Here is a 25,075-nt window from a genome sequence, read left to right on the forward strand (position 1 = left end):
TTTTAGATTTTAGAGTTTATAGCGCAACGCGGACTGGTGTATTTACACGAATTGAAGAAATAGGGGACTTGCAAAGAAATAAGGTACCCGCTCGTTCCAGATATACGGTAAGGGTCAAGGGCCCTTGACCCCTACGTGGGTACGTTATTTTCCCGCGCATCCCTAGGTTTTTTCTATTCCCCATTCCCCGTTCCCCATTCCCCGTTCCCCATTCCCCATTCCCCATTCCCTATTCCCCATTCCCTATGTCTAATCTCTAAAATCGGAATTGTAACTCAACTTCCCCGCGATGGTCTTCATCAAAATCCGTCGAGCCTCGCAACTGTACCGTATCGCTGAGGCGATAGCGCAGATTAAAGCGGGTCGACTCGCGCGAATCCAAAATCCGCAGAATCGAAGCGGAAATATCCTGGGTTAAATCCACCCCCACTTCCGCCCCCAACGTTAGGGTCGAAGTTCGAGAATTAATCGCCGGGAAGAGGCGAAAATCTCGCAATCCCAGGGTCTGCCCCACGGCCGCTTGAATTTGAGTCAACAGCACCGAACTGGCTAAATTCGCGATCGCCAACGTCGTATCTCCCCGTCCCAAAGTATTGACAAATCCGCCCCCCATCAGCGCCACGATTTCCGTTTCCGTGCGGGCGGGACGGCTGGTGAGTTCGAGGTTATTGGCCAACTCGCTCGCCGGACCGGTAACTTTGGCTTCGATGCGCACCGTTTGCACCGTCCCTCGTTCGATCGCCGACTCTTGAATTTCCGCCAGGGCTTCCACATCCGTTGGTTTCGCCGGGAAGCGATCGCGAGTGGCCTCCTGCACCGAAGCCCGCATCAACACCGATAGATTCGGATCGAGTCCCCGTTCGGGAAGAAAGGTCGCCGTATTTTTATAGTTTCGGGCCAGGGTGAACTGGGTGGTAAAGAGATTCACCAACCCCTGCCGCAAAAAAATCGTTCCCGCCGCACGGGGATCTTCGATCGTGCCGGTAATGGTCAGTTCCCCATCGGCCAGGAAGTTGAGAACGGGCGGGGTGAGAATTTGGGTATTGCGCGCCAGCACCAAGTTGAGGTTATCGTAGAGCACCACCGGGGCGAAGGGATCGGACAAATCGATTTCCGGTTCTTCCGTGGCCGCTGGCTGTTCCTGCAACAACACCTGACCGTCGCTGAGGGTAATCTCTCCACCGATTTGGGGAACCAAGAAGTAACCCCCCACCACGATTTCACCGTCGATGCCCCCCCGGTACAACCCTTTCAACTCCAGTTCCACTCCTTCGAGGCCAACCGTCAGGGGCGTTTGTCCTTCCGGCAAGACCGGCGACACCAAAGAGTACGACCCGGTCGCCACCACTTGTCCGCGATCGAACTGTCCGGTTAAGCTCTCTTCAATGGCGATCGTATCGTCTTCGAGGCGCAGGATTCCCGTGACGTTCGTCAGGGGTTCGGGCAAGCTGGGAGAGGAAAACACCGCATTTTCCAGCTCGATAAACCCGATCGTACTTTCAGGTAAATATCCCACCCCCTCAATCCGTTTTCCAGCAATATCCACATCCACCGTACCTTGACCCGATTCCCAAATGGCTTGGTCGTTGAACAGATTCAGGACTCGGAGTCCTTCGTTTTCAACGTTCACTTCCAGGTTAAACTCCTCGCTCTCGGGAGTCGCCGTCGAACCGGGAAACTCGTAGGGAATCGAACCGCGCAAGGCGATCGGATCGGGACCTTGGATAGACAATTGCGAGCTAAAATTCAACCGAGCATCGCTATAGGAAAAGCCGCCCCGACTCGATGCGAGGGGTTCGCCGTTGAAAATTCCTTCGGTAATGCTCAACTCTCCCCGTGCTTGCGGGTTGGCAAAACTCCCCGACAGGGCGGCACTGGTGTTGAGGTTGCCCGACATTTGGATGCCGAGGGGGAATTCCGTAAACTGTTCGATAAACTCCAGGGGCAAATTGACTAAGTTAAACTGAGCCGACTGTTGCTTGCCCCCAATCAGACCGGCAAACTCTAACTGAGTCTCCGTTTCCTGTCCTAAGTTGGCGCGAACGTCGAGTCGATCAAAATTCCACAACCCATCTTCCAAACTGCCCACCGCCACCAGTTGGTTCGCTCGATACCGAGGTTGCAGGTTCCCTTGGCTATCTTCGAGCTTGCCCCAGACCCATTCGCCACCCTCAAGGGCAAAGTCTGCATTCACCCCGGTATTCATCGAGCCGACGATATCGAGTTTGCCGTCGAACAGACCCTCAAGTTCGTAGAGTCCCGGTAGGGGATCGGCAGCTTTGCGAGCGACACGCTGCTGTTCCAGGAGGGCTTGAATTTCCGAAAAGCGGCGTAACTGGTCGAGTAGGGGGGCGTCGGGAATGCCCACAGAGGGTAACTCTAACTCCGCTGCCGGCGTATATTCAGGGGGTTCCAAGCCTCGGGCGAGAGCTTGAATATCGAACCAGCCTAATGCTGCGAGTATGTCTTGGATCTGACCGCTGGCAATTTCCACCGAACCGAAAAATTGCGGGTCTTTGGGGTTAAAATCGACGCGACCGGCCAGGCGATACTCGCTAATTCCTTTGTTGAGGACTGTATCGTTCAACGCAAGACTGTCGCCGGTGTAGTCGAACTGACTCACGAAGGAATCGGCGCGAGTCAGACCGATGCTGGGGCGATCGATCCGAACGTTCCCATTTCCCGTTTGGGTCGCTAAATTAAATTGAGTTGCGCCCGAAATCAGTCCGGCAATGGGGAGTCCGGGAATGGGAGCATTCTCCACCGAGTCCGAGACATCCTCCTCGGAGGGTTTGCCGTCTACGGGTTTGGCGGCTGGGGATGGCGGCGCGCTCGGCAGGTTCAACCCAAACAGCGATAGGGGTACGTTACTCACGTCGGCATCGATAACGCTGCCTTTGCGTTCGACGCGGGCGGAAACGGCATAGGTTTCTTCGTCGAGCAGAGTTCCGCGCGAGCTCCCCTCATCTCCCACATCCACCAGGGTTTGAGCGGCCACATCAAATTGCGTTTCCAGCAGGGTGGGGAAGAAGGTATTGCCAAATTCCAGGGTGAGGGAATCGGGTTGCCCGACAATGGTTCCATCCGCAGCGGTGGCTTCTAGGCGCAACCCCTTCGTGGTGCGATCGATTTCACCGAGAATAACGGAATCGAAGGCGGTCTGGTTGACTTCAAACTGACGCAGGATAAATTCTCCCTCGGCGATCGATTCCGGTTGCAAAGCGGAGGCGATCGCCTCTGGGGTAAAATCGCGCAGGGTTCCCACCCAGCTCAGTTGACCGTCGAGTTGTCCTCGAACATCTGCGGTGGCCGCGCCACCCGATAAGCTGCTGACAACATCCGGCGGAAATAGGGTATTGAGGTCGAGTCCCTCTAAAGTCGTCAGAGCATTCCAGGTGCCGCGATCGAACTCCCCATCGAGAACGAACGCACTGTTCCCCCCATCGAATTGAAATCCGAGCGCCCCATCTACCACCAAACTTTCCGGACGCAAGCCGTATACCGAACCGGAAATGAGTAACCCTTCTTTCCCCCCCGCCATCAACGGACCGATGGATAATTCGGGGGAAACGTAAGCGGCAACCTCCTTCGGTAGCAACGATAAAAACGGGGCGAGGGGAACTTGCAATTCCGCTAAACTCACCTGCCAGCGTCCGTCGGCGAGGGTGACGTCTCCTCTGGTACCGCCCCCATTCAGCCCCACGATCACGTCCCCGTTCCCCTCAAAATTCTGCCAGTCCGCAGCCATTAACGAGTTCACCGATCCCCCAAGAATTCCCGTTCCGCTGGCGAAGGCTTGGTTTTTCCCATCTCCCAACAAGGCAGACGGGACGTTGGCGGCGACCTCTGTTGGGAGGAACGCCAGAAACGGTTCTAAAGGGAGTCCGAACCGAGGGATATCCGCCTGCCAGCGACCCTTATCGAGGATGACATCCGCCTGGGCCCCACCGGCACCGAGACCCCACAGGAGGGTGCCACGACCGGCGATCGCATTGGGATCGAAAGATAGATCGGGACCGGAGAGGGTCATATTGCCCCCAACAACACCGACATCCCCAGTCAAGTCTGGTGCGAGATTGGCGATCGGGATTTCCTCGGCTTCGATAACCGCATCCCACTGTCCCCGGCGCAGGGTTCCCCCAATGGCAGCATTCCCACCCGCGGCGGAGAGGTTCAACTGCCCCAATGCTTCGATACTGCCCAAATCCGTCGCATCCAGAGACCCGGCCAGTTTCATTTGACCCGTCGCCCGTCCCAGGTTCAACGCGGCGGTGGTTTCTGGGGGTAAAAACGGGGTAATCGGGGTATCGACCAACTCTAGGATGGCTTCCCACTGTCCTTGGGCCAGTCCGCCAGCGGCGACGACATCTCCCCCATTCACCGTCAAACCCAGTTGTCCCCCGCCTTGGAGGCTGGCGAGATCGAAAGAATCGATCGACCCGGTCAGTTCGATCCGACCCGTTGCCGGTCCCAAATCCAGACCTTGGGGAGTTTCTGGGGGGAGAAACGGGGTTATGGGGGTATCGGCCAGGCCGAGTTGAGCGGCCCATTGCCCCTGGGACAAACGACCCACCGCTTGAACGTTACCGCCACCGACGGTTACATCGAGCTGTCCCACCCCTTCAATGCTGGCGAGGTCGAAGGTCTCCACGGTTCCGGCGAGCTGAATCGGACCAGTTGCCGTTCCGAAATCGAAACCTTGGGTTTGTTCCGGCGGCAGAAGGGCATCAATGGGGGTCTCGTCGAGTTGGATTAAGGCTTCCCAGCGATCGCCCACTAAAGCCCCACCCCCTTGGACGATCGAATCCCCCACTTGCACTAAGGTATTTTGAAACAGGAGACCGGCCGGGAGAATTTGTATTTCCCCTTTGGCGGGGTAGGTGGCATTGAGGGCTTCCCATTGCACCCGAGTTTGTAAGTTATCGGCCGGCCCTTCGATGCGAGTGATGGCATCCACCGAACCGATTTCGATATCTGGAGGTAGGCTGACTTCGTAGAGTTCGGCGATCGCAACTCCGGGTACGTCGAGGGCGAGGAATTCTCCACGAATTAGGGGTTGGGGGTCTTCGGAGGTTTCGTCTTCAGCAGTATCTGGGTTTTCTGCGGTTTCGGAAGCGTCCAGGGGAGTATCCGAGGGGATTTCGGTGACGGCTTCCGTGGGAGCTTCGTCGCCGACAAAGGGGGCGAGGGGGGAATCTTCGTCTACCTCGAATTCTTCAATGTTCAGGTTAGGGGTTGTTTGAGGGTCTAGATTTTCCGGTTTTTGATTTTCCGATGCCGGCGGTTCTGGAGAGAATAGAGAATCGAGGGTTACGTTTGTTTCCGGTGTGGCATCCTCGGCGGCTTCGGGTTCTGGATTTTGCAGATTTTCCAATTGCGGTAGAGGACTCCCATCCTCTTGAGAACTTTGCGGAGTCTCTTGGGGTGAGGTTTCTGGTGGTGAGGTTTCTGGTCCGTCCGAAGTGGGTAGGTTTTGGCTGGGATCGGGATTTTCAGCAGTGGGCAACTGAACCACCACTGCCCCTTGAACTTCGCCCCCCACATCGGGAATGGCTTGAATCTGTCGGATTTCCAGTAAGCCGTCAGCGGTGGCGAGGGCAAATTGCGCGCCGACTTCGCCAAAGGGAATGCGATCGATGGTGGTGACGTCGGTGGTTTTGGCTTCTCCAATCAATACCGGGGTTTCGATGGGGCCGACGACTTTGAGAACGGCTTCGGCTTCTCCGTTAATCTCGACGGGGGATTCGAGTTCGAGGGTGGTCAGATACTGGGCTAAATCCGTGGGTTGGACTTGGATCGGGATTTCGTAACCTTGGGTGAGGTTAATTAACCCCTGAGGAATGAAAACTGGTAGTAAACCGTAATTGGCTTGGGTATCTTCAATTAGAATCGAAGACCCGGAAAATCGCAGTTGTCCGTCTCCCTGGATTAGGGGTTGGGGAACGTTATCGATTTGAGCGTCGATTTCCTCAAACCGGAGATTGCCTTCGAGGTTGGGAGGAATTTCGGATCGATCGAGATCGAGTTCGACATTGAGGTTGGTATTAATTTTCCCCGTTGCGATCGCCACGGGCAAATCCACGAAAATACTCGCCTCCCCAGCGGGAAGATTTTGACCGGAGACGTTTAATTTCAGATCTTCTTTAGAGACGAGATATTCTCCTCGAACTCGGGCGCGTCCGGTTTTGGGGTAGGCGGTGGTTTCAAACTTGATGCGATCGCTATCGTCGAGAAAATCAACGCTGCCATTGACTCGTTTAAAGGTGGTTTCCGATGGCGGGGCAGAAATCACCGGCAGTTCGAGTACTTCCTCTTCCGTTTCTTCGGCATCATCGGTCTTTTCTGGGGCGGCTTCCGCCTCGGCTTTGTCTGCGGCTTCCGCCTCCTGACGGGCAACTTCCAACTCGGCTTGTCGCAAATCGACGAGGGGATCGCTAACCGTCACCGTTCCCTTTTCCAGGGCAATCCGATTGAGGGCAACTTGAATGAGTCCGGGTTCCTCCCCAGCTTCTGCAATCTCGGTACTCACCCACGCACCATCTAAATCTCGTTCGATGTAAACCGTCGGTTCGACTAAGGTCACATCCAAGTCCAACTTGCGACTCCAGAGGAACTTGAGCAAATTGAAGCGTACTTTCACCCCATCGATTTCCACCGAATCCGGATCGCTGGCGGTGGCGGGAATGGTGGATTTTCCCGCCCGAATGCTGCCGAGGGAAATGCTCTGGATTTGCCCGACGTTCACCGGTCGATTCAGGAGTTTAGTCAGTTCTCGAGTCACCAACGGCACCAGTTCGCGATCGACAAACCACCACCCCCAGCCGATACCGCCCCCCACGCCGGTGAGTAGGAGGATGCCGATAGCGGCTTTGACGCGCCCGAACCGTCTCCGAGGACTGGATTCGTTAGAAGGCTGAGGGTTAGGAGACTCGGTCATGCTAGTTTGCCCGTCCGGCGATCGGAGTTGGGGGAACCTCCATAAAATATAAAGAAATTTAGAGCTTGGCAATGTTGCGATCGAGATTTGAGGTAAAGTTTGCTCCTAATAAAACCGCTTTCGGTGAGAGTAGGGTGTGGAGTTTAGGGTATGGGGTGTGGGAAATAGAAAAGCCTCATCATCGATTCGGGTGAGTCAGAATTTGAGTTTTCGATCGTTCACCTCAATCTCAAGGAACTCGAATCGCTCTTTACTACCCCACCCCCGATCCTGACACCTGAGCCCCACTGGATATTACCGCTACTCCCCTTAACCCGAGCTTCACGTTGAGGTAGATCGATCGCATCTCGGGGAGGAACAATTTCGTGCTTAGGTGGAATGCGATCGGGGTTTTTATCGCCTCCCTCGAATGGGACGGTTCGGGCGATCGAGCATCTCGGATCGATTCAGTTTGACAGACTCCATTGTGGGGATGGATGTTTCATACATTGAGAAATGTGAGATGGCGTTGGAGGGCAGTTCGATCGTCCCTGAGAAAGTGAAATCCCCACCCGAAAAACACCATACCCCACCAGTTTTCTTACAAATTATGGGGTCAAAAGATGCGTTACGATCGATTTTAAAATTAGTTTTTTTTTCAGACAGTTATAGCAGTTCTCGCTCTTTACGTTACACATTTTCAGTCATGGGTAATAGGGAATAGAGAATGTAAAAAACCTATTTCTTCAATCGTTTAAATCAACCAGCGCGAAGCGCTATACCATCTAAGGTATCCGACTCAAAAACTTATTACTTATTAACGCCATGTGCAACTTTTTTATCCAAAACTTGACTGCACGGGGGAATGGGGAATGGGGAATGGGGGATTTTTCGACTCACTCACCATATGGCTTGGCTTAAAGTTGCACACCGCGTTATTACTTAATAAATCACCCTTGCAATTTATTGATTTCTTGCCGAACCCCCACAGCAATCTGCAAGGTTTCATCGAGCAATCGTCCGTATTCGCTAGCTTGTTCGCTCACTTGTAGTGTTGGCAAAGCAGTTAAATTACTCGCAAACATGTGAGGATTGCTATCAATAAAATCTTTATTTTCCCGCAAAATTCGCTCTGTTTTTAATGCTCTTAATAAATCTTCTCTTGCGGCGGAAATTGCTTCGATAACTTGTTGGCGATCGCTCAAATTCAAAGTGGGATTTCCCGCAGCTTCGAGTTGGTCGTTAATATCGATTGCCTTAATTAACTTGATATAGTTATAAACTTTATCGAGGATATTTTTGAGAATTTTTCGGGAATGAAGCCAGCTTAAAAGATCGGTAATTTCTTGAACGTCGCTGCGCCGCAAGCAAACTGAGGTAAAGCGCGAACTCAGGGAGAGAAATAGAGTGTGATGAGATTTTGTGGCTTCGTAATCTTGCACGTCGCGATCGCTTAAGCCCGAAATTTCTTGGACTTGTTCTAAGGTAAGATTCAACTCTTGTAAATCCGATCGCATTTCGAGCCGCTCCCATTGCGTCGTTTCGATCCCAGACTAGATTTTTCGCACAAACTATCTGGAATGACGAGTTTTTCTAAACTTCAGTCATCTTATTTTAGCTTGAAAGCTCCAGTCCACTGGAGGAGAACCTCATATTTTCTCTCATCCAATTTTCTCGAAGTGTTCGGCACTCAATAAATCGAAAACCCCCGAGCTATTGTAGCGGACGCGCACTTGCTTGTAGGTGCGATCGCTCAGAAACTGACCGGCACCAATTTCGAATTCCTCTCCCTGGGTGAGTTTTTCCGGTGCGTAAACCACCACGCCATCGACCAGAGACCGTTCCAAATCCCGATCGAGCAGTGTATCGAGTTCGAGGGGTTCGGTGGGGTTTTCAGTGCAAATTTCTAAATCTGGGGTCATCTGGGTGCGAGTGACCTGCCATTGTCCCGATCGATCGATATCTGCCGCCGCAGAGGGGGGTGGTAGAAATTCGCCGAGTTGTTCGCGAATGTGAAAAATGCGATCGATCCAACCCACCGTCGTATAGACAATCACCAAACTCTGGCGGCGGTTGCCGTCGGGAATAAACAACTCCGGACTCACGGAACGGCCCGGCATCCATTTCGGCACCACCCATGCCGTCACTCCCTCCCCCACCGAAAGGGCCCGCATCGAACCGGCTGCGGGATGAATCAAGCCATCGGGTTGGTTGCATTCGGACTTCTCGATTTGCCAGGTGCGTTCCCGAGTGCTGCCATTGGCTTCGTAGTAGCGATTGATGTGGGTAATCGAAGTGCGATCAGGGCTGGGATGAAAGCTTCTGATGAATTTCCGGCTGCCGATTTCGAGTTGGTTCGCCGAATAGGTGGTGGTAATCGAGTGCCACGCCTCCCCATCGAGGGAACAGTTCCCGAATAAATTTTTCCAGTGTCGATCGAGTACGTTCATGGGCGATAGCGATCGCTGTATTCATCTAGATTCGGACAGCTATAGCGTACACCACACCCGTATCTTTCTTCTCCTATTTCCCCAGCAACATCTCATTCCTCAGCTCTTCTTCATCAGTTTCCAGCACGCAACTAGAATCTATATCTAACGTCAGTTCGGGTTAAGGATACTTGAAAGTCGAGCGTACTGATGTGGATTCGAGTCATCAGTAGAATAACCTCTCACCCCACTAGCTCTAATCGACTCTAAGCACTCGCGATCGCCCCCTACACCCCACACCCCACACCCCACCCCCAACCGACACTTTTTATCCCGAACTGACGTTAGATCTAGTTTGCCCTTTTCCGGAATACAACCATCGATCGCAGTCATATATAGCAGTTGATTATTTTAAGCCGGCCCGACTTCCTAATCTCATCTGAAACTGTCGGCTCAGTCACCACATGACTTAGCCGATAAATTCTCCCTCTCCCCTTCCCCCTTAACCTTTTTCGTGCTGTGTCAGGTTTTGGATCGTTGCTGTTGCACGTGGCGTTAGTCATCCGTTATGTCTTGGTTCAAGAAGAGTATTGCTCAAAACAGTCGAGAAGATCGACAACAGAAAAATACACAACAAATTGCATATGAGCTTTACCAGAGGCGTTTACAGTCTGGTCAAACGGGAGATGCCCAGAGTGACTGGGAAACATCAAAAAAGATTATTCGTAACCCGGTCAGGACAATACTCTTTCGTAGCAGCCGTCCTGCCAAACAAGCACTTCGGCTCGTTTTCATCGAGACTCCCAAGTGGTTTCTCTTCTCGATGCCCAAGCTGGAATGGACGCATTTACTTGCCGTTCCGCTAACGATTGCGATCTCGGGTAGTATCATCAGCAGTCAATTTCAACGGGAAGCCGAACTAAATCAACGACTCAAAGACTATTTCGATCGTCTAGAAACACTGACGTTCGAACAAAATCTTTTAGCAGAAAAACCCAATCCTGGTGCAATTGTCCTGGCTAGAGGAAGAACCGTTGCCGCTCTCAGAGAACTCGATTTATCCAGAAAACAGCAACTGCTCGGGTTTCTTCATGCATCGGGATTAACAACGATTACAACGGATGAAAATGAAGAGAAAATCGAACCGGTCATTAGCTTTAAAGACCAGAGTTTCTCGGGCATTGATTTTAAAAATATATATCTCAAGAGCATCGATTTACAGGGAGCGGATCTTGCGGATGCTAACCTGAGCAATGCCTATCTCATAGAATCCGATCTCAGGCAGACTGACCTCAGCGAAGCCAACCTCAACAATGCCTACCTCTGGGAGACTGACTTCAGCGAAGCCAACCTCATCAATGCCAACCTCAGCAATACCGACCTCAGTAATACTAACCTCAGTAATGCCTACCTCTGGGAGACTAACCTCAGCAATGCCTACCTCAGCGAAGCCAACCTCAGCAATGCCGACTTCAGCGAAGCTAATCTCAGCAATACCGACCTCAGTAATACTAACCTCAGCAACAGCCTGCTATTCGTAACAGATTTGAGAGCAGCTAAAAATCTGACTTCGAGTCAACTGGAAGGGGAAAGGTCGCCGTATTTATGCAATGTCGCGTTACCGGACAATATAACGAATATCGATCCGAATCGGGACTGTGCAAAATTTCCTCAACTTTTGAGCGATCGCTACTCCTGGCAATCCCTCGAAGAAGCCCAAAAATTCGTTGATGAAGTCCGATCGAAGAAGTGGGACTAATATAACGTCAGTTTTGGATAAGACTGTTTCCGGTGAGGGCGGGGAATGGGGAATAGGGATGAAGTACTTTGCTCCCCAGCAACCAGATGTAGCCAGTGTTGTCGCTTCGCTTTGGCGAGGCTTGCCGACGGCCCGAACCTCACCCAGAGTCGGCATCCCGTCGACGTCGCGGTAGCAAAACTGACGTTAATATCGCAATCGCTAGACTCAGCGCGGATATCGCGAGGGTGAGTTTGGGAAACTGGAGGAGAGAATTGGAGACCCGATCTTCTCGATCTCCCTGAATCGTACTCAGAGTTGCCCTAAAACCTCCAAAGCCCGATCGAGTTTTTGATAATCCTCCAAAGTATTGTAAAGTTGCGCCGAAACCCGCAGCAATCGTCGGGGCGCATACCAGGGAAAAATCGGCACTTCGATTTGAAAATCCTGAAAAAGTCGATCTTGCAACGAATCGATCCGTCCGGTGGATGGAGGCAAGGGAAAGATATCGTCGGGGATGGGAATAGAAGCCATGGTACCGATGCTGTCTTCAGAACTGGGGGGTTGAATCCCCAATCGATCGCACAGAAGATTCCGGGCGGCGATCGCCATTTCGCGATTTCGCGCCATCAGTTGCGGCCACCCTCCCGGCACCAGCGACTCCATAAATTCGATCGCCTCCCCAACGCACAGGTACGCTGTCGGATCTTGGGTTCCCGTCCAGTCAAACTCCAGATGAAACCGGGAAATATCGGTTCGGGGAGAATTTGCCCCGTGGCTGATAGTCAGGGGACGAATCGCTGCTTGTTTGTCCCGACGCACGTACAGGAAACCCGCCCCTTTCGGCGCGCACAACCACTTATGACAGTTACCGGTGTAGTAGGTAGCCCCCAGTTGGCGTAAATTGAGGGGAATTGCACCGAGGGCGTGGGCACCATCGATGAGGGTATCGATACCTCGTTGCGATAGTTGGCGGATAATAGCTTCGATCGGCATCACCAGGGCCGTAGAACTGGTAATGTTATCGACCAGAACGAGTTTCGTGTGGGGGGAAACCAACTCCATTATCGGTTCGATCGCCGCTTCGGGCGCTTCCAGAGGAAAGGGAATCTCGGCGACAACAACCTTTGCCCCGTCTCGTTGGGCGACAAAATCGAGGGCGTTGCGACAGGCATTGTATTCGTGATTCGTCGTCAGCAGTTCGTCTCCCGGCTGGAACCTCAGAGAACGCAAAACGGTATTCACCCCCGCCGTCGCGTTGGGAACGAATACCAAATCTTCGGCATCGGCACCGACAAACGCCGCCAATTTCTCTCGCGCTTGGTTAATCAGGTCTTCGTATTCCCGCCCGAAAAAGCGAGTGGGTTCCGACTCTAGCTGCTGCCGCCAGCGTTGTTGCGCCTCCAACACCGGAATCGGACAGGCGCCGAACGCCCCGTGATTGAGATAGGTAATGCTGCGATCGAGGGACCAATATTGACGCCAATCGGTGGCGGGTTCGTGATTCATCTGCAAAATTTCCGGAAACGCGGTGTTTGCTGTGGGGGATGGGGAGAAATGGGCGAGTCGGGGAAATTCACGTCTCATCTTCCCCGAACGTCGATCGAACGATCGCTTCTATTGCGGCTTCAATTCGTTCCCAGCCTGCAGGCGAACTGAAATCAATGCCCATAAACGTCTCGCTGGATTTGGTTCGCAATGTGAGGTACACCACTCCCGCAATTAAAATCGCACTAATCGCAGGAATATCTTTATCTTCTGGAAAAGAACCTTTCTGCTCCAGAAATTTTAAACTGTCTAAGGCAATTTTGTCTCGGACGCTGGCGAGTTCTTGGGTGAGTTCGTTCCCTTCAAGTAACTCCCATCGGAGAATTTCCTGGGTGACCGGGCGCTGTTTTAAATCGCCCATGAATTCTACCAATAGATATCGCATCCATTCGGCTAATGTTTCGGCATCAACCGTCGATTCATCGCCCACGAGTTCCGGGAGTGTCGTCCAGTATCCGCCCTCTTGCCCGAAGCTCTGAAGTAAAGACGGTAACCCCTGGAAGTAACGGTAGATTAAAACCTTGTCCACACCGGCTTCGCGGGCGATCGCATTCACGCCCAGTTTCTGAAATCCCGACTCGGCGAGTAATTTGCCAACGGCTGCTAGAATCCGAGCTTTCGTTTCCTCTTTATCGCGAACCATAATTACTTTTACAACTTGTCACCAGGTGGTGACTATGATATTTTGTCACTAGCTGGTGACTTAACGATCGTCCAATTGTTTTCGGAGCGAGTAAACCATGCAAAAAGTTTCCTTTGACTTGGACATTTATACCTATCAAATTGATTTCAACGGGCACGTGAATAATGCCGTTTACATCCAGTGGATGGAAATCGGGCGCATTAAGTTGCTCGAAGCTGTGGGCTTGCCAACTCATGAGGTTTTAAAGCAAGGAATTACCCCGGTTTTAGTTCATACCAGTATCACCTATAAGTCACCCTTGTACTTAGGCGATCGAGTGCGAGTCGAGCTCTGGCTGTCGGAGTTGCGAAATGCCTCTGCCACGATGCAGTTTCGTTTCGAGACCCCTCAACAAAAATTGGCTGCGGAGGGGACTCAAAAAGGTTTGTTTGTCGACCGAGAAACCATGCGCCCAAAGCGACTGCCAGCGGAAGCCCGAACCTCATTTGCCGCTTATTTAGCAGCCAATGCTTGAGTGCAAATCTTCTGCTAAGGCGATCGCCCCCCACAGCGGCGCATCATCCCCCAACGCAGCCGGAACGATCTCGAACTCTACTTCCGGCAGTGCCGTTTCGCGGGCTGCCCGTCGCACTGCCTCCCAGAAAATCTCGCCCGATTTGGTCACCCCTCCCCCGAGGACGAACCGTTGGGGATTGACGAAGTTAGCTGCGTTGCCGATACCGACACCCAATGCCCAACCGGCTTTTTCCAAGGCTTCTCGCGCCAATTCGTCTCCCTCCCCGGCTGCTTGACTGACGGTTTGGGCGGTAATCGATTCGAGGTGGTTATTTACCAGTTGCCGCAGAATATCGCCCCCTGCCAATTTGTTCGCTGGTTGGGTTTGCAACGTCTCAATAATATCTCGGGCGATGTAGGGCCCCGATGCCAGACGTTCCACGCAACCCCGCTTACCGCACAAACATTCGGGCCCGTTGGGATCGACGACGGTATGACCGATTTCTCCTGCCATTCCCCCCGCACCGCGCCAGGGCTGCCCGTTGAGAATCCAGCCACCCCCGACTCCAGTACTGATGGTGATGTAAAATAAGCTGTCGCAGCCAAAGCCGGCCCCAAACCGATATTCTCCCAATGCCGCCACGTTGGCATCGTTATCGACGCGCGCGGGGACGGAGAATTCTGCTTCGAGAATTTGTCGCAGGGGAATGTTTTCCCAGCCAGGAACGTGATGGGAGAGACGCACCGTCCCGGTTGTGGCATCAACGGGGCCGCCGAAGCTGACTCCAATGGCGCTGGGAGTTGCCCCATCGAGTACCTGACGGGCGATCGCGATAATGTTCTCGATGTCCGATCGAGCATTCGCATCTGCTGGGGAGAGAATGCGCTCGTAGGTCTTCCACTGTCGCGTCCCTGGAATGGCTGTGGCTGCGGCGTGTTTCGTACCGCCAAAATCGAGGGCGAGCAGAATAGGCTTCACGATCGGTTTGAGTGAGGACTCGGTTATCTGGCTCGACTTATTGTCTCATGAAAGTCTCACGAGACTGTCGGATGTGTGGGGCGATCGATCTTCCCGACCACAAATTAAACCGTAATTATACGCATTTTTTTATCTTCATATATCTATATACGTACGTGCTTTTGTGAGTATGGGAGCGAATTTCTGTCTTTTTTTAACCAATTCGATTTACATCTTAATTATTTTTACTGGTTTTTGCCGAAAAAGCTACCCATAATTCCGTAAAAGCACTTATAATAGAAATCACAACAGCTAGGCAAGCGTGCATCGAGTGCAACTCTCTTTCAACGCAAGTTGCGTGGGTTCATTCCCTCTCCCTAATCTTGGTTGAACGTCGAGAATTTGCCGATCTGTGCACCTTGGCTTTTCTGTGGGTGTCTTCTCTCCGCCATCATTGTATCGGGGTGCCTTTTGGATAAAACGAGACTGTCAGTCAGTGCCTAAGAGCATTGGCTGGCAGTCTCGATCCGATCGCAGTCGTCAAGACCGCATGTGACAACAACTCGAAACATCACACCAACAAATTTTGATTGTGCGCGATCGCACTTATTTCCCAAGAACTCTATTGTTTCATTAACCCGTAGTCTTTCCCCCGAAGCTAACCTTCACGAGTGTCCTAATTAACATGGCGACTGCAATATCGCTGTTCGGGCGAGTCGGGCGATCGCATTAGTCGAACCGTACTTGCCAAATCCCGATCGAGCCATCCTCTTCTCCGGCGATTAGGGTTTTCCCATCGGGACTCCAGGCGATCGCACTGGTATTGACCGCCGGTTCTTCGTGGAGGAGATTGCCCGTTTTCACCTCCCAGAATCGAATCGTATTGCTGTCGGCACGACTGCTGGCGGCGATCGCCCCATCGGGACTCAACGCGACCACTTCAATCGTTCCCAACGCATCGGCTTCGAGGGTGCGGCGCAGTTTGCGCGTCGATAAATCCCACACCTGAATCCCCCGTCCCAATGTTGCGAGGGTTTTACCATCCTCACTCCAGGCCACCAGCCGAGCCTCGGTATCGAAGGTCAATTCGCTAATTTCTCGAGAAGAGGCATTCCACAGAGCCTGTTTGCCATTCAACGTGCCACCGAGCCAAATCTCCCCAGACGAGCGCATGGCCGTCATCTGGATTTCATCCAAACCCACCGGAAAGATCCCCTCAACGGTTCCTTGCGGAAGCTGCCACACTTCCACCGCACCCAGGGTTCCCCCCACCAGAGTTCGATCGTCCGTGCCAAAAGCCACGGCCGCAATCTGCTTGCCCTGAATCAATTGCGACACTCTCCCATCGGAGACGCTGCCAATTTTTACCGTTCCCTCCTGACTGCTGGCAGCCCACATCTGACCGTTGGGGGAAATCGCTACTGATGCTACTGGTGTTGGATGGATTTTCAATCGCTCCACCAAAACGAGGGGAGAGTCGGCATTCGGTTCCGATCCGGTTTCCGAGGAGACGTTCGCAATGGCGTTGGGCACTGCTCCCTCCCCTGGATAAGTCCTGGCATCCGGTTGGGGGGATTGATTCGACCAATAGACGACCCCGATAATCGTGGCGATCAGGATCGCGCTGCCAGCAAACAAATCGTTTTTACACTGGGCGACCTGCTGCCACCAACCCCCAAGATTCGTACCGGGAACGCTGTGGGAGGACAAGATAAAGGTGGCATTGGGCAGAATGGGGGTGATCGTCGCTCGTACCGGCTGGGCAACTGGCTGTGAAACGGGCTGGGGACGGACGGGCTTGCGGCGGCGCGGTGGGGGCGGCAAACGGCGCGAGCGCTCTAAATTTTCCTTGGTGGGGAAGGGATCGCGTCCGCCCAACTGACGAGTGCGCTCGCACCAGGGACAATGGCTCAAATGCTTGCCGTATAGATGTTGGGAACTGACCGAACAGGTGACGAGTTCCCGTTGGGCCGCATCTAGAGCTTCTACCCACACCAACGCATCCGGCCGCGCGCCGGGATAGCGATGTCCGTTCTCGAAACATTCCACGAACAAACGCCGCAACTTGGGATGCAGGATTTCAAAAGAAGGGGCTACCGGGGTGGGGCGGTAGGGAACCCGACGATTGCCGTAGGGAAAATGTCCGGCTGCAATGCGCGCCTCGATCGCCGGAGGGTCGCCGCTACCGGTATAGACCCCCGCAAATGGGTGAGTGCCTTCCATCAGCATTTGAAAAATCAGCACCGCCAAGCCGAAGCGATCTTGTTCGGGGGTGCGATCGAGCTTGCGAAACACCTTACCTTGCAACTCGGGGGGGGTAAATTCCGGTTTGCCCACCGGACAGTGATAGATCGTATTCGAGTTGCGATCTTTGACCTGAAACGAGTCCGTATCCACCAGCGTCACCAACGCCCTTTGGCTGACTAAAATATTCGACTCGTTCACATCCCCGACGACGTAACCGCAGCCGTGCAAGCGACTGACGGCAACTGCCAGGTTTTGGGCGGTGCGGTGCAGGTAACGGTAGTTAAAAAAAGGACAGCGATCGCGCCGAGTTTTGGGATTGTAAAAATCGTGAACCGGTCGCACCCCATCGACGCGGGGCATCAAAAACCCCACGGTTTTTCCGTCCCGCACCAGCAAATCCACCGGCCAGGCGATCGACACTTGGTTTTCCGCCGCATCGGGATCGTAGGGAGGGTTCGCCAGCATGGCTGCCAACTTGCGCGCGGCAGCAGCGGTGGGTTGGTGATAAACTTTAGCCACCAGAGTCGAATCGCCATCGAGGGCGTAAATTTTTCCCTCGCCGCCACTGCCCAACTCGGTGTGTAGGATAAGGGTTCGTCCGTTCGATTGCCGTTGCACCTGCATTGCAGTTTGAGAGGTTTGTTGTTACACAGCCTTGGGCTTAGGGAAAAGTATCGGACACAGATGAGGATACCGGGATCGGGTGTGGAAACACCAGGCGTCTAAATGCCTCGATCGCGATTCGCTCGAACCGAACGGCCCGGGGCGATTGGAAGATTGCCAAAATCAGACGCTCCCCGACTTCGCTGCCATCGTCTATGAAGTAGCAGAGCCCGCTCGATCGACATCTCCTTTTAGGGTAGCTAATAATAGGGTCAGATCGTCGTCCGTGCGTTGAGTGACGCGAGGAGACTGTAAAAAGTTCTCTAACTGCTCGGTTGCCCCATCGTCTGATAATTCTTCCTGGGCGACAAACCGAAACAGGGGCGTAAAAAATGGCGCGTGGGGGGTTCCAGCCGGCATCTCCAGGGCGAGTAGCTGCAAGCCATCGGAGAACATCGCCACTTGGGCCGCAGTCCCCTGCCAGAGGTGAAATTGAGCCGAGGCACGGGCGTTGGGAGAAATCAAAAACGTGGTTTCGTTGATGTATTCGCCGCTTTTGGGAACGGTGAGGGGAAAAATTTGCCCATTGCGATCGCAAACTACAGCCGCCCCATCCCCCACCTGGCCGGCCGCCACCCATTCCGGAGTCGCCACCACCACAATCAGAGTACTCGCCAATTCCCGTACCGGTACTTGTCGCGCCTGAGCTTGGGCTTCCACCGCCTGCCGCGCGGATTCGAGGGCATCCGCTAATAGCAAGCGGATGGGAGATACCTCAGCATCGGGAGTGGCATCGGGAGTGACATCGGGAGTTTCGGGTGGGGTTTGAGCCAATTCCTCTGCCGCGTCTGAATCCGTTGAATCGATCGCGATCGCCACGTCTTGTGCGTGTGGGAGGGGTAACTCGACATCCGGTTGAGCGTCGGGTTTTCCGTCCGGAATGTCTTCAGAAATTGGGTCGGCCGATGAGTCTTCTGCGGGTGTTGGGGGTTGGGAAACCGACTCAATGGAAATACTGCAAAAGTCCACCGCTTCGAGACGCTCGACAGCCGTTCGCACCGCAATTTGCGCCCCCACTTCCCCCAAAGAAGCCGAACCCGCACCATCGGCCACGGCAGCAATGAGAACGCTATCGTTGCGACTGTGCCAGAAATGGTCATCTTGACAGGGTTGCGATCGCTTTTGATGGCTCGTTCCGCACACCGATGCCGCCACCACCCGCCACATTAAAGAGGATGTGGGCGATCGGGTTTCAATTGCCGGTTGTTGGCGCTCATCCTTCATAGATCGTCTTCTTTATCTTGTAAATCATCATCCTAGTTTGGGGAATGGACAATGGACAATGGGTCAGTTTCCGCAAGTAATAAGTTGAAAGCGATCGGTTATAAGTTTTGACTGGTGCTGAAAATTCGAGTATTCAACCAACGAATTCGTTTTCTTCATGGATCGAGAGGCCAACATTCCATTGAATTCAGGCTTCACCGATACGACTGATTACTTATTACTTATTACTTCTAAACCTCGCCCCAACCCGGTGGCGGTAGGGGAACCTGCTCGTCGGGTTTGGAGTTGGAGACGCGCTGCATACTCGCCGAAAGCCAGATAAACATTTCCCGGAAATCCAACCCCTTCAGCTTCAGCGGCGCGCGGACGGTAATTTCGCTCAAACGCTTCATGTTGGCATTTTCGACCCCGACGGAGAAGAATGCCACGCGCTTATTGGCTTCGTCGTCTCGGATACGATCGATTCCTTTTTCAACCGCTTGCTGCGACTCCCCTTGAGGTTCGCCATCGGTAATCAGAAAGACCCAAGGACGGTAGTAGGTGACGCCATTGTTGCGATAGAGGGTTTTGCGATCGGCAATCAGATCGAGAGCCTGATTAATACCGGTTCCCATGCTGGTGAGTCCTTGAGCCGTGAGAATTGGAGCTTCAAAGCGATCGGCCGTGATAAAGTCTTGAATCACCTGTACGCGACTGTCGAAGGAGACGATCGCCACCTCCACTCGCTTGCGGGCCAAATCGTCTTTGTTGAGTTCGTCTCTGAAGGTTTCGAGTCCGGCATTGAGCGCGTCAATCGGTTTTCCCCCCATCGAACCGGAGGTATCCAATAGCAAAACGCAGGGGCAGCGGGGTTCTGGGTTTTCGGCAAATTCGACGGCTTCCTCAAGTCTCAAGGGTTCGGACATAGTTTTTGAGTGGCAAGTTTTAGCGACGAGATGGCAGTCTCCGAGATCTGAAGACTGCGTTTATCAAACCACTATGGTACCGTTTCCGTTTCGGTTTTGGCTTGGAGTTTGCCAGTTGAAGCCCTCAAGTATGGAACGTTATCGTCGTATGCGATCGCGTTAGGACCATTAGTGCTAGTGCGAGCATCTTGCTCGCTGGGGAAAAAAATGCTCCACACCCCACACCCAAAAAAAGCTCAACTCTTCATCCGCCAGCGACGGGAGAACTCCTCAAACGTCTGCTCGGGAATTTGCGCTTGCAGCCAAGTCAAGGCTGAGCTTTGATGGGAGACCCCCTGGTAGTATTCTGCGACATTGACCAATCGCATGGGCACAACCGGGGCCGATCGCCAGCGACGGGAAAATTCCTCGAGCGTTGCCGTAGAGATGTGCCGTTGCAACCAATTGAGGGCTTTATTTTGATGAGCGGCACCCTTGTAATATGTCGCCGTATCGATTAACCGGATCGATGTGGAAGAAGATGTCTCTTGGTTCCGCCACAATCTGGCAAATTCCCGGATTTGCGAGGCGCTCATCTGACTTTGCAACCAGTCCAATGCTTGGGCTTGGGCGGGTAAACCCCGATAGTACCGCGCTACATCTACCATCTCGATGACAGGAGGTGGGGCCGATCGCCATTTGCTGGCAAACTCCGCCAGGATGGTTGGGGACATTTGATTTTGCAGCCAGTTCCAACCGAGATCTTGCTGGGCGGCTCCTTGGTAGTAAACGGCCGCATTCACCAGCCGAATGGGAGATGTCGTCCCCGAAGATTCGTTGCGCCACAACCGGGCAAACTCTTGCAATTGCTCGTCGCTCATCTGATTTTGCAACCAGTCGAGGGCTTGTATTTGTTCGGGAACCCCTTGATAGTATCGGGCGACGTTGAGGAGGGAAATCGAATCGGACGTGGGGGTCTCATAGGACTCGGGGGTTGAAATCGGCGTGGCGGCTTCACTCAAATACGCCCACGTGCGCGGCCCGACGACACCATCTTCGAGGCTATCTTTCCAACGTTGAAATTCGATAACCGCGGCTTGAGTCAGAGGGGCGAACTTGCCGTCGATGGGACCGGGATCGAGTCCCCAGTCTTGGAGGCGCTGTTGCAAATTCCGAACTCGATCGCCCTTTTCCTCTTCGTGCAGGGACTGGAACCAACTGACATTCACCCGTCCTTCAATGCCGGGAACTTTCCCCTGGCGGGAGTATCGCCAAAACGTCCAATCGGACCAACTCGGGGGCATTTCAGGATAGGACGCTAGGGTTTCGCTGGCAATCCAGAGGGGATACGTTGCGAAAGACTCGGGTAGGCGCTTTGCTACCTCTAAAGGTGCGTAGAGAATCGGTTTGCGTCCGGTTTCGAGTTCAACGGCATTCAGCCAGGTTTGCAGGTCGGTTTCTGAGAGATCGCGATCGCCTCCAGGGATGGGAACGGATAAGACGGGGGGCAAATCCCCCGATTCCAGGGAGACGGTTTTGAGGAAAAAATCTGCTTGCTCGGCGGCATCGACATCCCAGGAGAAAACATGATAGGCTCCCCGTACCAAATCCGTCGCCGCGATCGCCTCCCAATTGCGCGAGAAGCAATCAGCTATATCTTGGTTTCCCAGGGTTGCCTGAGTCACAGCATAGGCAAAATCCGAGTCGGCGACGGTTTGCCAGTCGATTTTTCTTTGCGCGTCCGATACGTCTATGCCGCGTACGCTCATGAGTTCTCCTGATTGAATCGCTCCAACTCCATTCTAGTGTTGGAGCGATCGCCCGTGGATCTAGATTTTTGTCAGGCACCCTACGACTCTGTCAACTTTGAAATGAGGGATCGGTTTTGATGGGGAGATGGGGGGAAGTTATCCCTCAAAACTAAATTGCCAGATTGTCAAAAACCTACACCTGTCAGCTACACCCCACACCCTTACCCGAAACTTTTTATCCGAAACAGACGTTGAATAATATCTCCCAACCTTTGACCTTTCTGTTAAGAAAAATACGGCACCCGATCGCACTTTTGGCACTTAGGGTTACGATTAATCCTAGAAAATTATCAAAAGCAACCCAGATAGCGCTTCGCGCGCCGGTCTTCAGGAATAGGAAAGTGGGAAAGGGTTGCCAATATCAGTCAAATTGGGTTTGAAAGACCGACCCAATCTGGAACTAGTGCTGCTATGCAAAATTAAAAATGCGCGCATTAAAAATGAAATTTGCCTACTGTCTATAGCTTTCCGCGGTTGAGAGCTAGGTAATTATTGATTTGCGCTGTACTAGTGCAGCGCAAATCAATGACCAGCCAACAATAATTAAAAGCTATGTAGAGTAAGCATTGTTCATTGTTCATTTTTCATTCTGCTAACGAATCCAACTGAGGCAGTCTCTAAAACCACAGTACGAACGGCGTGAAAATCGGACCCAATTCATCGATCGCCTTATCGAAAAATGGGTTGTTTCTCAATCCAACCCCCCCCCATCATTTTCAGGAGGTATCTCCCCATGCCCAGACGATTGAAAAATCGAGTCGAAGCGGGTCGATTGCTCGCCAGGAAACTGATCGACTATACCGATCGAACTGATACGATCGTGTTAGGTTTGCCCCGTGGTGGCGTTCCCGTTGCGTTTGAAATTGCCCAAGCCCTAAATCTGCCCTTGGATATTTGCCTGGTGCGGAAACTCGGCGTTCCTGGAAACGAGGAACTGGCTATGGGGGCAATTGCCATGGGGGGAATTATCGCCATCGATGAAGAGGTGGTGGAGACTCACCAGATTGCCCAGGATGTGTTTGATGCTGTCGTTCGTCGGGAATGGGAAGAACTAATCCGCCGGTATCGGGTTTATCGGGGTACGACGATCGAGGAAACTGTTATCGATTGGCGCATTCATTTCAGCAGCGTCGCGCGACTGCGGCAGGGAAAATGCCACATCGAAACCCTCAACTCGCCGGATCTTTCGACTACCCACCCCACGAATGAGAATTTCTTTGCGAAGCATCTGATTGTCGTGGATGATGGGGTGGCGACGGGTTCGACGCTGTATGCGGCACTCACCACTTTGAAACCCCAGCAGCCGAAATCGATCGCCATCGCGCTTCCGGTGGCAGCGCCATCTATTTGCAAGCAGTTGAAAACCCAAGTCGATCGGGTTGAATGTTCGATCTCGCCGCAACCTTTGCACTGTATTGGGATGTGGTACGAAGATTTTTCGGCCACCTCCGATAATGAAGTTTGCGACTTACTCGATCGAGCCGATTCGATGCTTTTGAGTGTATGAAAAGCGTGATAAGAGGGTTTTTCTGTGAACTGACCATCGCTAACTCAGGGTCAATTTTCCATAATATTTCAAACCCTCTAAAATCCCAGCCGTACCGGGTTCGGAACTGTGAAAAACATTCTCCATCGTCGGAATTTTCTCTACAAGTTTGGGTTCGGCATTTCCGACGGCAATACTTTTCAAACCCGTGGCAAACAGGGATAAATCGTTGAGGGTATCGCCAGCGGTTACCACCCGATCGAGATCTAAATTTAGCGTCTCCATTAATTTCAGCAGCGTCGGACCCTTGGAGACGCCTTTGGGCATCACATCCAAAAAACGCTTATCGGACATAATACAATCAAAACCGGCAGCGGTAATTTTATCGATCGTACTCGATTGAAATTTATCGGCTTGATAGTAATAAGCAACGCGATAATCGGGATTCAGAGATTGTAACTCCAATCCGGGTTCGTTGGCGAGTAATTCTTTCACGCGATCGTTGGCATTATTCCAAACCTGACTCACCCAATCTTGAACCGCAGATACGGGTTGGAAGGTGTTACCATCGAAGATGGTCGTTCCCACATCGCCAATAATATAATTGGGGCGGGGAAAGCCGGGAAAGTCGAAGAGTTCTCGAATCATATTGAGACTCCGTCCGGTGACGAATACCAACAAAATTTGCTCTCGCTGGCTTTTGATATATTCGTACAGTTGACTCCGCTGTCGATCTGAACCACCTAAAAACGTACCATCGAGGTCAGTGGCTAAAACCAGGGAAGGGTTAACGCTAGTCATCTTTTTAAAAGTATCGTCACATCATTAATTGACTAAAGTTGCTCGACGATAAAGTAGCTTATCATCGAGGAAATTAAAAACTTTAATCTATTACATTAAAACTATATCAGTTGTTCGATTTTACGTTCTTCACCCAAATTAAACCTAGGCGAATATCGATCAAATTCAACTACAAACTCAACTCATCTCTTCATCTTCGGGATAAAACTTTCGAGTCTGGGGGGAGTATCGCCAAGCAATGCCATCCGGGTCTTTTTCGCTGACCCATTGGGAGAAATTGGGCTTCAGTTTGCGATAGCTGAGGGTGCTCGAACTCACACTCAACCGGCGCGCAAGTTGAGCTTGGATTAAGGGTGCCTCGATCGCCGTCTCTGAAGATTTTTCGATTTGTTTTTTAGTTTGGTGTTCAACTGGGGTGGTTCGATCGCTTTTCTGGGTTTCGACGAGTAACGATCGCGATATATCTGATGACTCTATTGTTGATGAATCGATTTTAACATTTTGGGGTTCCGATTGATAATTTTTTTCGTCAACTTCTTCCGGAGTAACGGTCGTTTCAGAAGTGAATAAAGCTGCCGCAACTGCATCAATTCTATCCGTCGAAATTGCTTCCACATCGACGGTTTGGATCGGTTCTTCTTCGACCGAATCGGATGCAAAATCGTAAATAAGTTCTCCGCGATCGTTCGTTTGACAATTCCCCTGTTTTTCCCGCATCGCCGTATCGAGAAAACCGCGGGCAACGGGAATGGGAAGCTGAACCTTTTGTGCAAATTCCACTAGGGAAAGGGATGAAGTGTTCTCGAGGAGTAACTGTTCTAAAGTTGCCTGCATTCGGGCGTATCCCGCACGGCGATCGCGCTGCCACAACCAGAACCCCACCGCACCAATCGCCAGACCCACAGCGGAAATTTCTAGGGTTAAAAAGATCGCCCCCAGGGTATGGGTAAAAACCCGAACGAACGCCATAATTCCGTTCACGAAAGCCAACAGAACGATCGGGGAAAGAATAATGGCAATCGTGACATAGCCTTTTTGGGGGCGATCGGTTTCGTTACGGCTTGGAGTCATGGCACTACATTGGGTATGGAGAATGGGAAAGGTTATAGTCCCCTCCCTTTTATTGAAATCTGGAATTTATATTTCGGTTTTGAAGTACTCCCGGCCAGATGAGAGATGGGCGAAAATTTTATAATAGATAAGTATCAACCGAGTACTAAAACAGAGGGAAA

The 25,075-nt window shown here is 52.4% G+C and carries 15 protein-coding genes; 3 read left to right on the forward strand and 12 right to left on the reverse strand.

Features of this window, described 5'->3' with window-relative positions:
- Positions 1-256: 256 nt before the first annotated feature.
- The 3 genes from AC2215_RS12825 to AC2215_RS12835 form a co-directional block, all read right to left on the reverse strand.
- Positions 257-6,937: a translocation/assembly module TamB domain-containing protein gene (locus AC2215_RS12825; RefSeq protein WP_486810398.1), complete on the reverse strand. Its 6,681-nt coding sequence runs from the start codon at positions 6,935-6,937 to the stop codon at positions 257-259.
- 929 nt (positions 6,938-7,866) lie between these two features.
- Positions 7,867-8,433 (reverse strand): hypothetical protein, encoded by a 567-nt coding sequence (locus tag AC2215_RS12830; RefSeq protein WP_486810399.1) that lies wholly within the window; start codon positions 8,431-8,433, stop codon positions 7,867-7,869.
- A 144-nt stretch (positions 8,434-8,577) separates the two neighbouring features.
- Positions 8,578-9,366 (reverse strand): DUF3598 family protein, encoded by a 789-nt coding sequence (locus AC2215_RS12835; RefSeq protein ID WP_486810400.1) that lies wholly within the window; start codon positions 9,364-9,366, stop codon positions 8,578-8,580.
- Between the two features lie 802 nt (positions 9,367-10,168).
- On the opposite strand from AC2215_RS12835, the gene AC2215_RS12840 reads away from it, so the two are divergent.
- Positions 10,169-11,104 (forward strand): pentapeptide repeat-containing protein, encoded by a 936-nt coding sequence (locus AC2215_RS12840; RefSeq protein WP_486810401.1) that lies wholly within the window; start codon positions 10,169-10,171, stop codon positions 11,102-11,104.
- A gap of 291 nt (positions 11,105-11,395) precedes the next feature.
- Here the strand turns inward: AC2215_RS12840 and AC2215_RS12845 are convergent, their stop codons facing one another.
- Both AC2215_RS12845 and AC2215_RS12850 read right to left on the reverse strand, forming a co-directional pair.
- Positions 11,396-12,670, reverse strand: coding sequence for an aminotransferase class V-fold PLP-dependent enzyme (locus AC2215_RS12845; protein ID WP_486810402.1), 1,275 nt, complete (start codon positions 12,668-12,670; stop codon positions 11,396-11,398).
- On the reverse strand, positions 12,660-13,274 hold the full coding sequence (locus AC2215_RS12850; protein WP_486810403.1) for a TetR/AcrR family transcriptional regulator: 615 nt from the start codon (positions 13,272-13,274) through the stop codon (positions 12,660-12,662). Before AC2215_RS12850 ends, AC2215_RS12845 begins: the two co-directional genes overlap by 11 nt.
- 97 nt (positions 13,275-13,371) lie before the next feature.
- Between AC2215_RS12850 and AC2215_RS12855 the strand changes: the two genes are divergently transcribed.
- Positions 13,372-13,788 (forward strand): acyl-CoA thioesterase, encoded by a 417-nt coding sequence (locus tag AC2215_RS12855; RefSeq protein ID WP_486810404.1) that lies wholly within the window; start codon positions 13,372-13,374, stop codon positions 13,786-13,788.
- On the opposite strand, the gene AC2215_RS12860 is transcribed toward AC2215_RS12855, so the two are convergent.
- The 5 genes from AC2215_RS12860 to AC2215_RS12880 all read right to left on the reverse strand — a co-directional run bounded on the left by AC2215_RS12860 (position 13,771) and on the right by AC2215_RS12880 (position 21,514).
- Complete coding sequence (locus tag AC2215_RS12860) at positions 13,771-14,748, reverse strand: ROK family protein (protein WP_486810405.1); 978 nt, start codon at positions 14,746-14,748, stop codon at positions 13,771-13,773. The two genes, AC2215_RS12855 and AC2215_RS12860, sit on opposite strands and share 18 nt — an antisense overlap.
- 708 nt (positions 14,749-15,456) lie before the next feature.
- Positions 15,457-17,598, reverse strand: coding sequence for a DNA-binding protein (locus AC2215_RS12865; protein ID WP_486810406.1), 2,142 nt, complete (start codon positions 17,596-17,598; stop codon positions 15,457-15,459).
- A 192-nt stretch (positions 17,599-17,790) separates the two neighbouring features.
- Positions 17,791-18,861 (reverse strand): PP2C family serine/threonine-protein phosphatase, encoded by a 1,071-nt coding sequence (locus AC2215_RS12870; RefSeq protein ID WP_486810407.1) that lies wholly within the window; start codon positions 18,859-18,861, stop codon positions 17,791-17,793.
- A gap of 230 nt (positions 18,862-19,091) precedes the next feature.
- Positions 19,092-19,754, reverse strand: a complete 663-nt coding sequence (locus AC2215_RS12875) for a vWA domain-containing protein (RefSeq protein WP_486810424.1) — start codon at positions 19,752-19,754, stop codon at positions 19,092-19,094.
- Between the two features lie 248 nt (positions 19,755-20,002).
- Positions 20,003-21,514: a GH25 family lysozyme gene (locus AC2215_RS12880; RefSeq protein WP_486810408.1), complete on the reverse strand. Its 1,512-nt coding sequence runs from the start codon at positions 21,512-21,514 to the stop codon at positions 20,003-20,005.
- 775 nt (positions 21,515-22,289) lie between these two features.
- Here AC2215_RS12880 and AC2215_RS12885 point away from each other — a divergent pair.
- The gene (locus AC2215_RS12885; RefSeq protein ID WP_486810409.1) at positions 22,290-23,063 is read left to right on the forward strand and encodes a phosphoribosyltransferase; all 774 of its coding nucleotides are present in this window, start codon (positions 22,290-22,292) and stop codon (positions 23,061-23,063) included.
- A gap of 39 nt (positions 23,064-23,102) precedes the next feature.
- On the opposite strand, the gene AC2215_RS12890 is transcribed toward AC2215_RS12885, so the two are convergent.
- Entirely contained in the window at positions 23,103-23,843 is a 741-nt protein-coding gene (locus AC2215_RS12890) for an HAD-IIB family hydrolase (RefSeq protein WP_486810410.1), read from the reverse strand.
- A 177-nt stretch (positions 23,844-24,020) separates the two neighbouring features.
- Complete coding sequence (locus tag AC2215_RS12895; RefSeq protein WP_486810411.1) at positions 24,021-24,914, reverse strand: hypothetical protein; 894 nt, start codon at positions 24,912-24,914, stop codon at positions 24,021-24,023.
- Positions 24,915-25,075: the final 161 nt, after the last annotated feature.

This window comes from Zarconia sp. (assembly GCF_057467645.1).

Excerpts from the sequence above, each read along its gene's own strand:
- AC2215_RS12830 (WP_486810399.1), bottom strand. The coding sequence starts at position 8,433 with ATGCGATCGGATTTACAAGAGTTGAATCTTACCTTAGAACAAGTCCAA.
- AC2215_RS12835 (WP_486810400.1), bottom strand. The coding sequence starts at position 9,366 with ATGAACGTACTCGATCGACACTGGAAAAATTTATTCGGGAACTGTTCC.
- AC2215_RS12885 (WP_486810409.1), top strand. The coding sequence starts at position 22,290 with ATGCCCAGACGATTGAAAAATCGAGTCGAAGCGGGTCGATTGCTCGCC.
- AC2215_RS12850 (WP_486810403.1), bottom strand. The coding sequence starts at position 13,274 with ATGGTTCGCGATAAAGAGGAAACGAAAGCTCGGATTCTAGCAGCCGTT.
- AC2215_RS12840 (WP_486810401.1), top strand. The coding sequence starts at position 10,169 with ATGCCCAAGCTGGAATGGACGCATTTACTTGCCGTTCCGCTAACGATT.
- AC2215_RS12825 (WP_486810398.1), bottom strand. The coding sequence starts at position 6,937 with ATGACCGAGTCTCCTAACCCTCAGCCTTCTAACGAATCCAGTCCTCGG.
- AC2215_RS12865 (WP_486810406.1), bottom strand. The coding sequence starts at position 17,598 with ATGCAGGTGCAACGGCAATCGAACGGACGAACCCTTATCCTACACACC.
- AC2215_RS12870 (WP_486810407.1), bottom strand. The coding sequence starts at position 18,861 with ATGAAGGATGAGCGCCAACAACCGGCAATTGAAACCCGATCGCCCACA.
- AC2215_RS12895 (WP_486810411.1), bottom strand. The coding sequence starts at position 24,914 with ATGACTCCAAGCCGTAACGAAACCGATCGCCCCCAAAAAGGCTATGTC.
- AC2215_RS12855 (WP_486810404.1), top strand. The coding sequence starts at position 13,372 with ATGCAAAAAGTTTCCTTTGACTTGGACATTTATACCTATCAAATTGAT.
- AC2215_RS12890 (WP_486810410.1), bottom strand. The coding sequence starts at position 23,843 with ATGACTAGCGTTAACCCTTCCCTGGTTTTAGCCACTGACCTCGATGGT.
- AC2215_RS12845 (WP_486810402.1), bottom strand. The coding sequence starts at position 12,670 with ATGAGACGTGAATTTCCCCGACTCGCCCATTTCTCCCCATCCCCCACA.
- AC2215_RS12880 (WP_486810408.1), bottom strand. The coding sequence starts at position 21,514 with ATGAGCGTACGCGGCATAGACGTATCGGACGCGCAAAGAAAAATCGAC.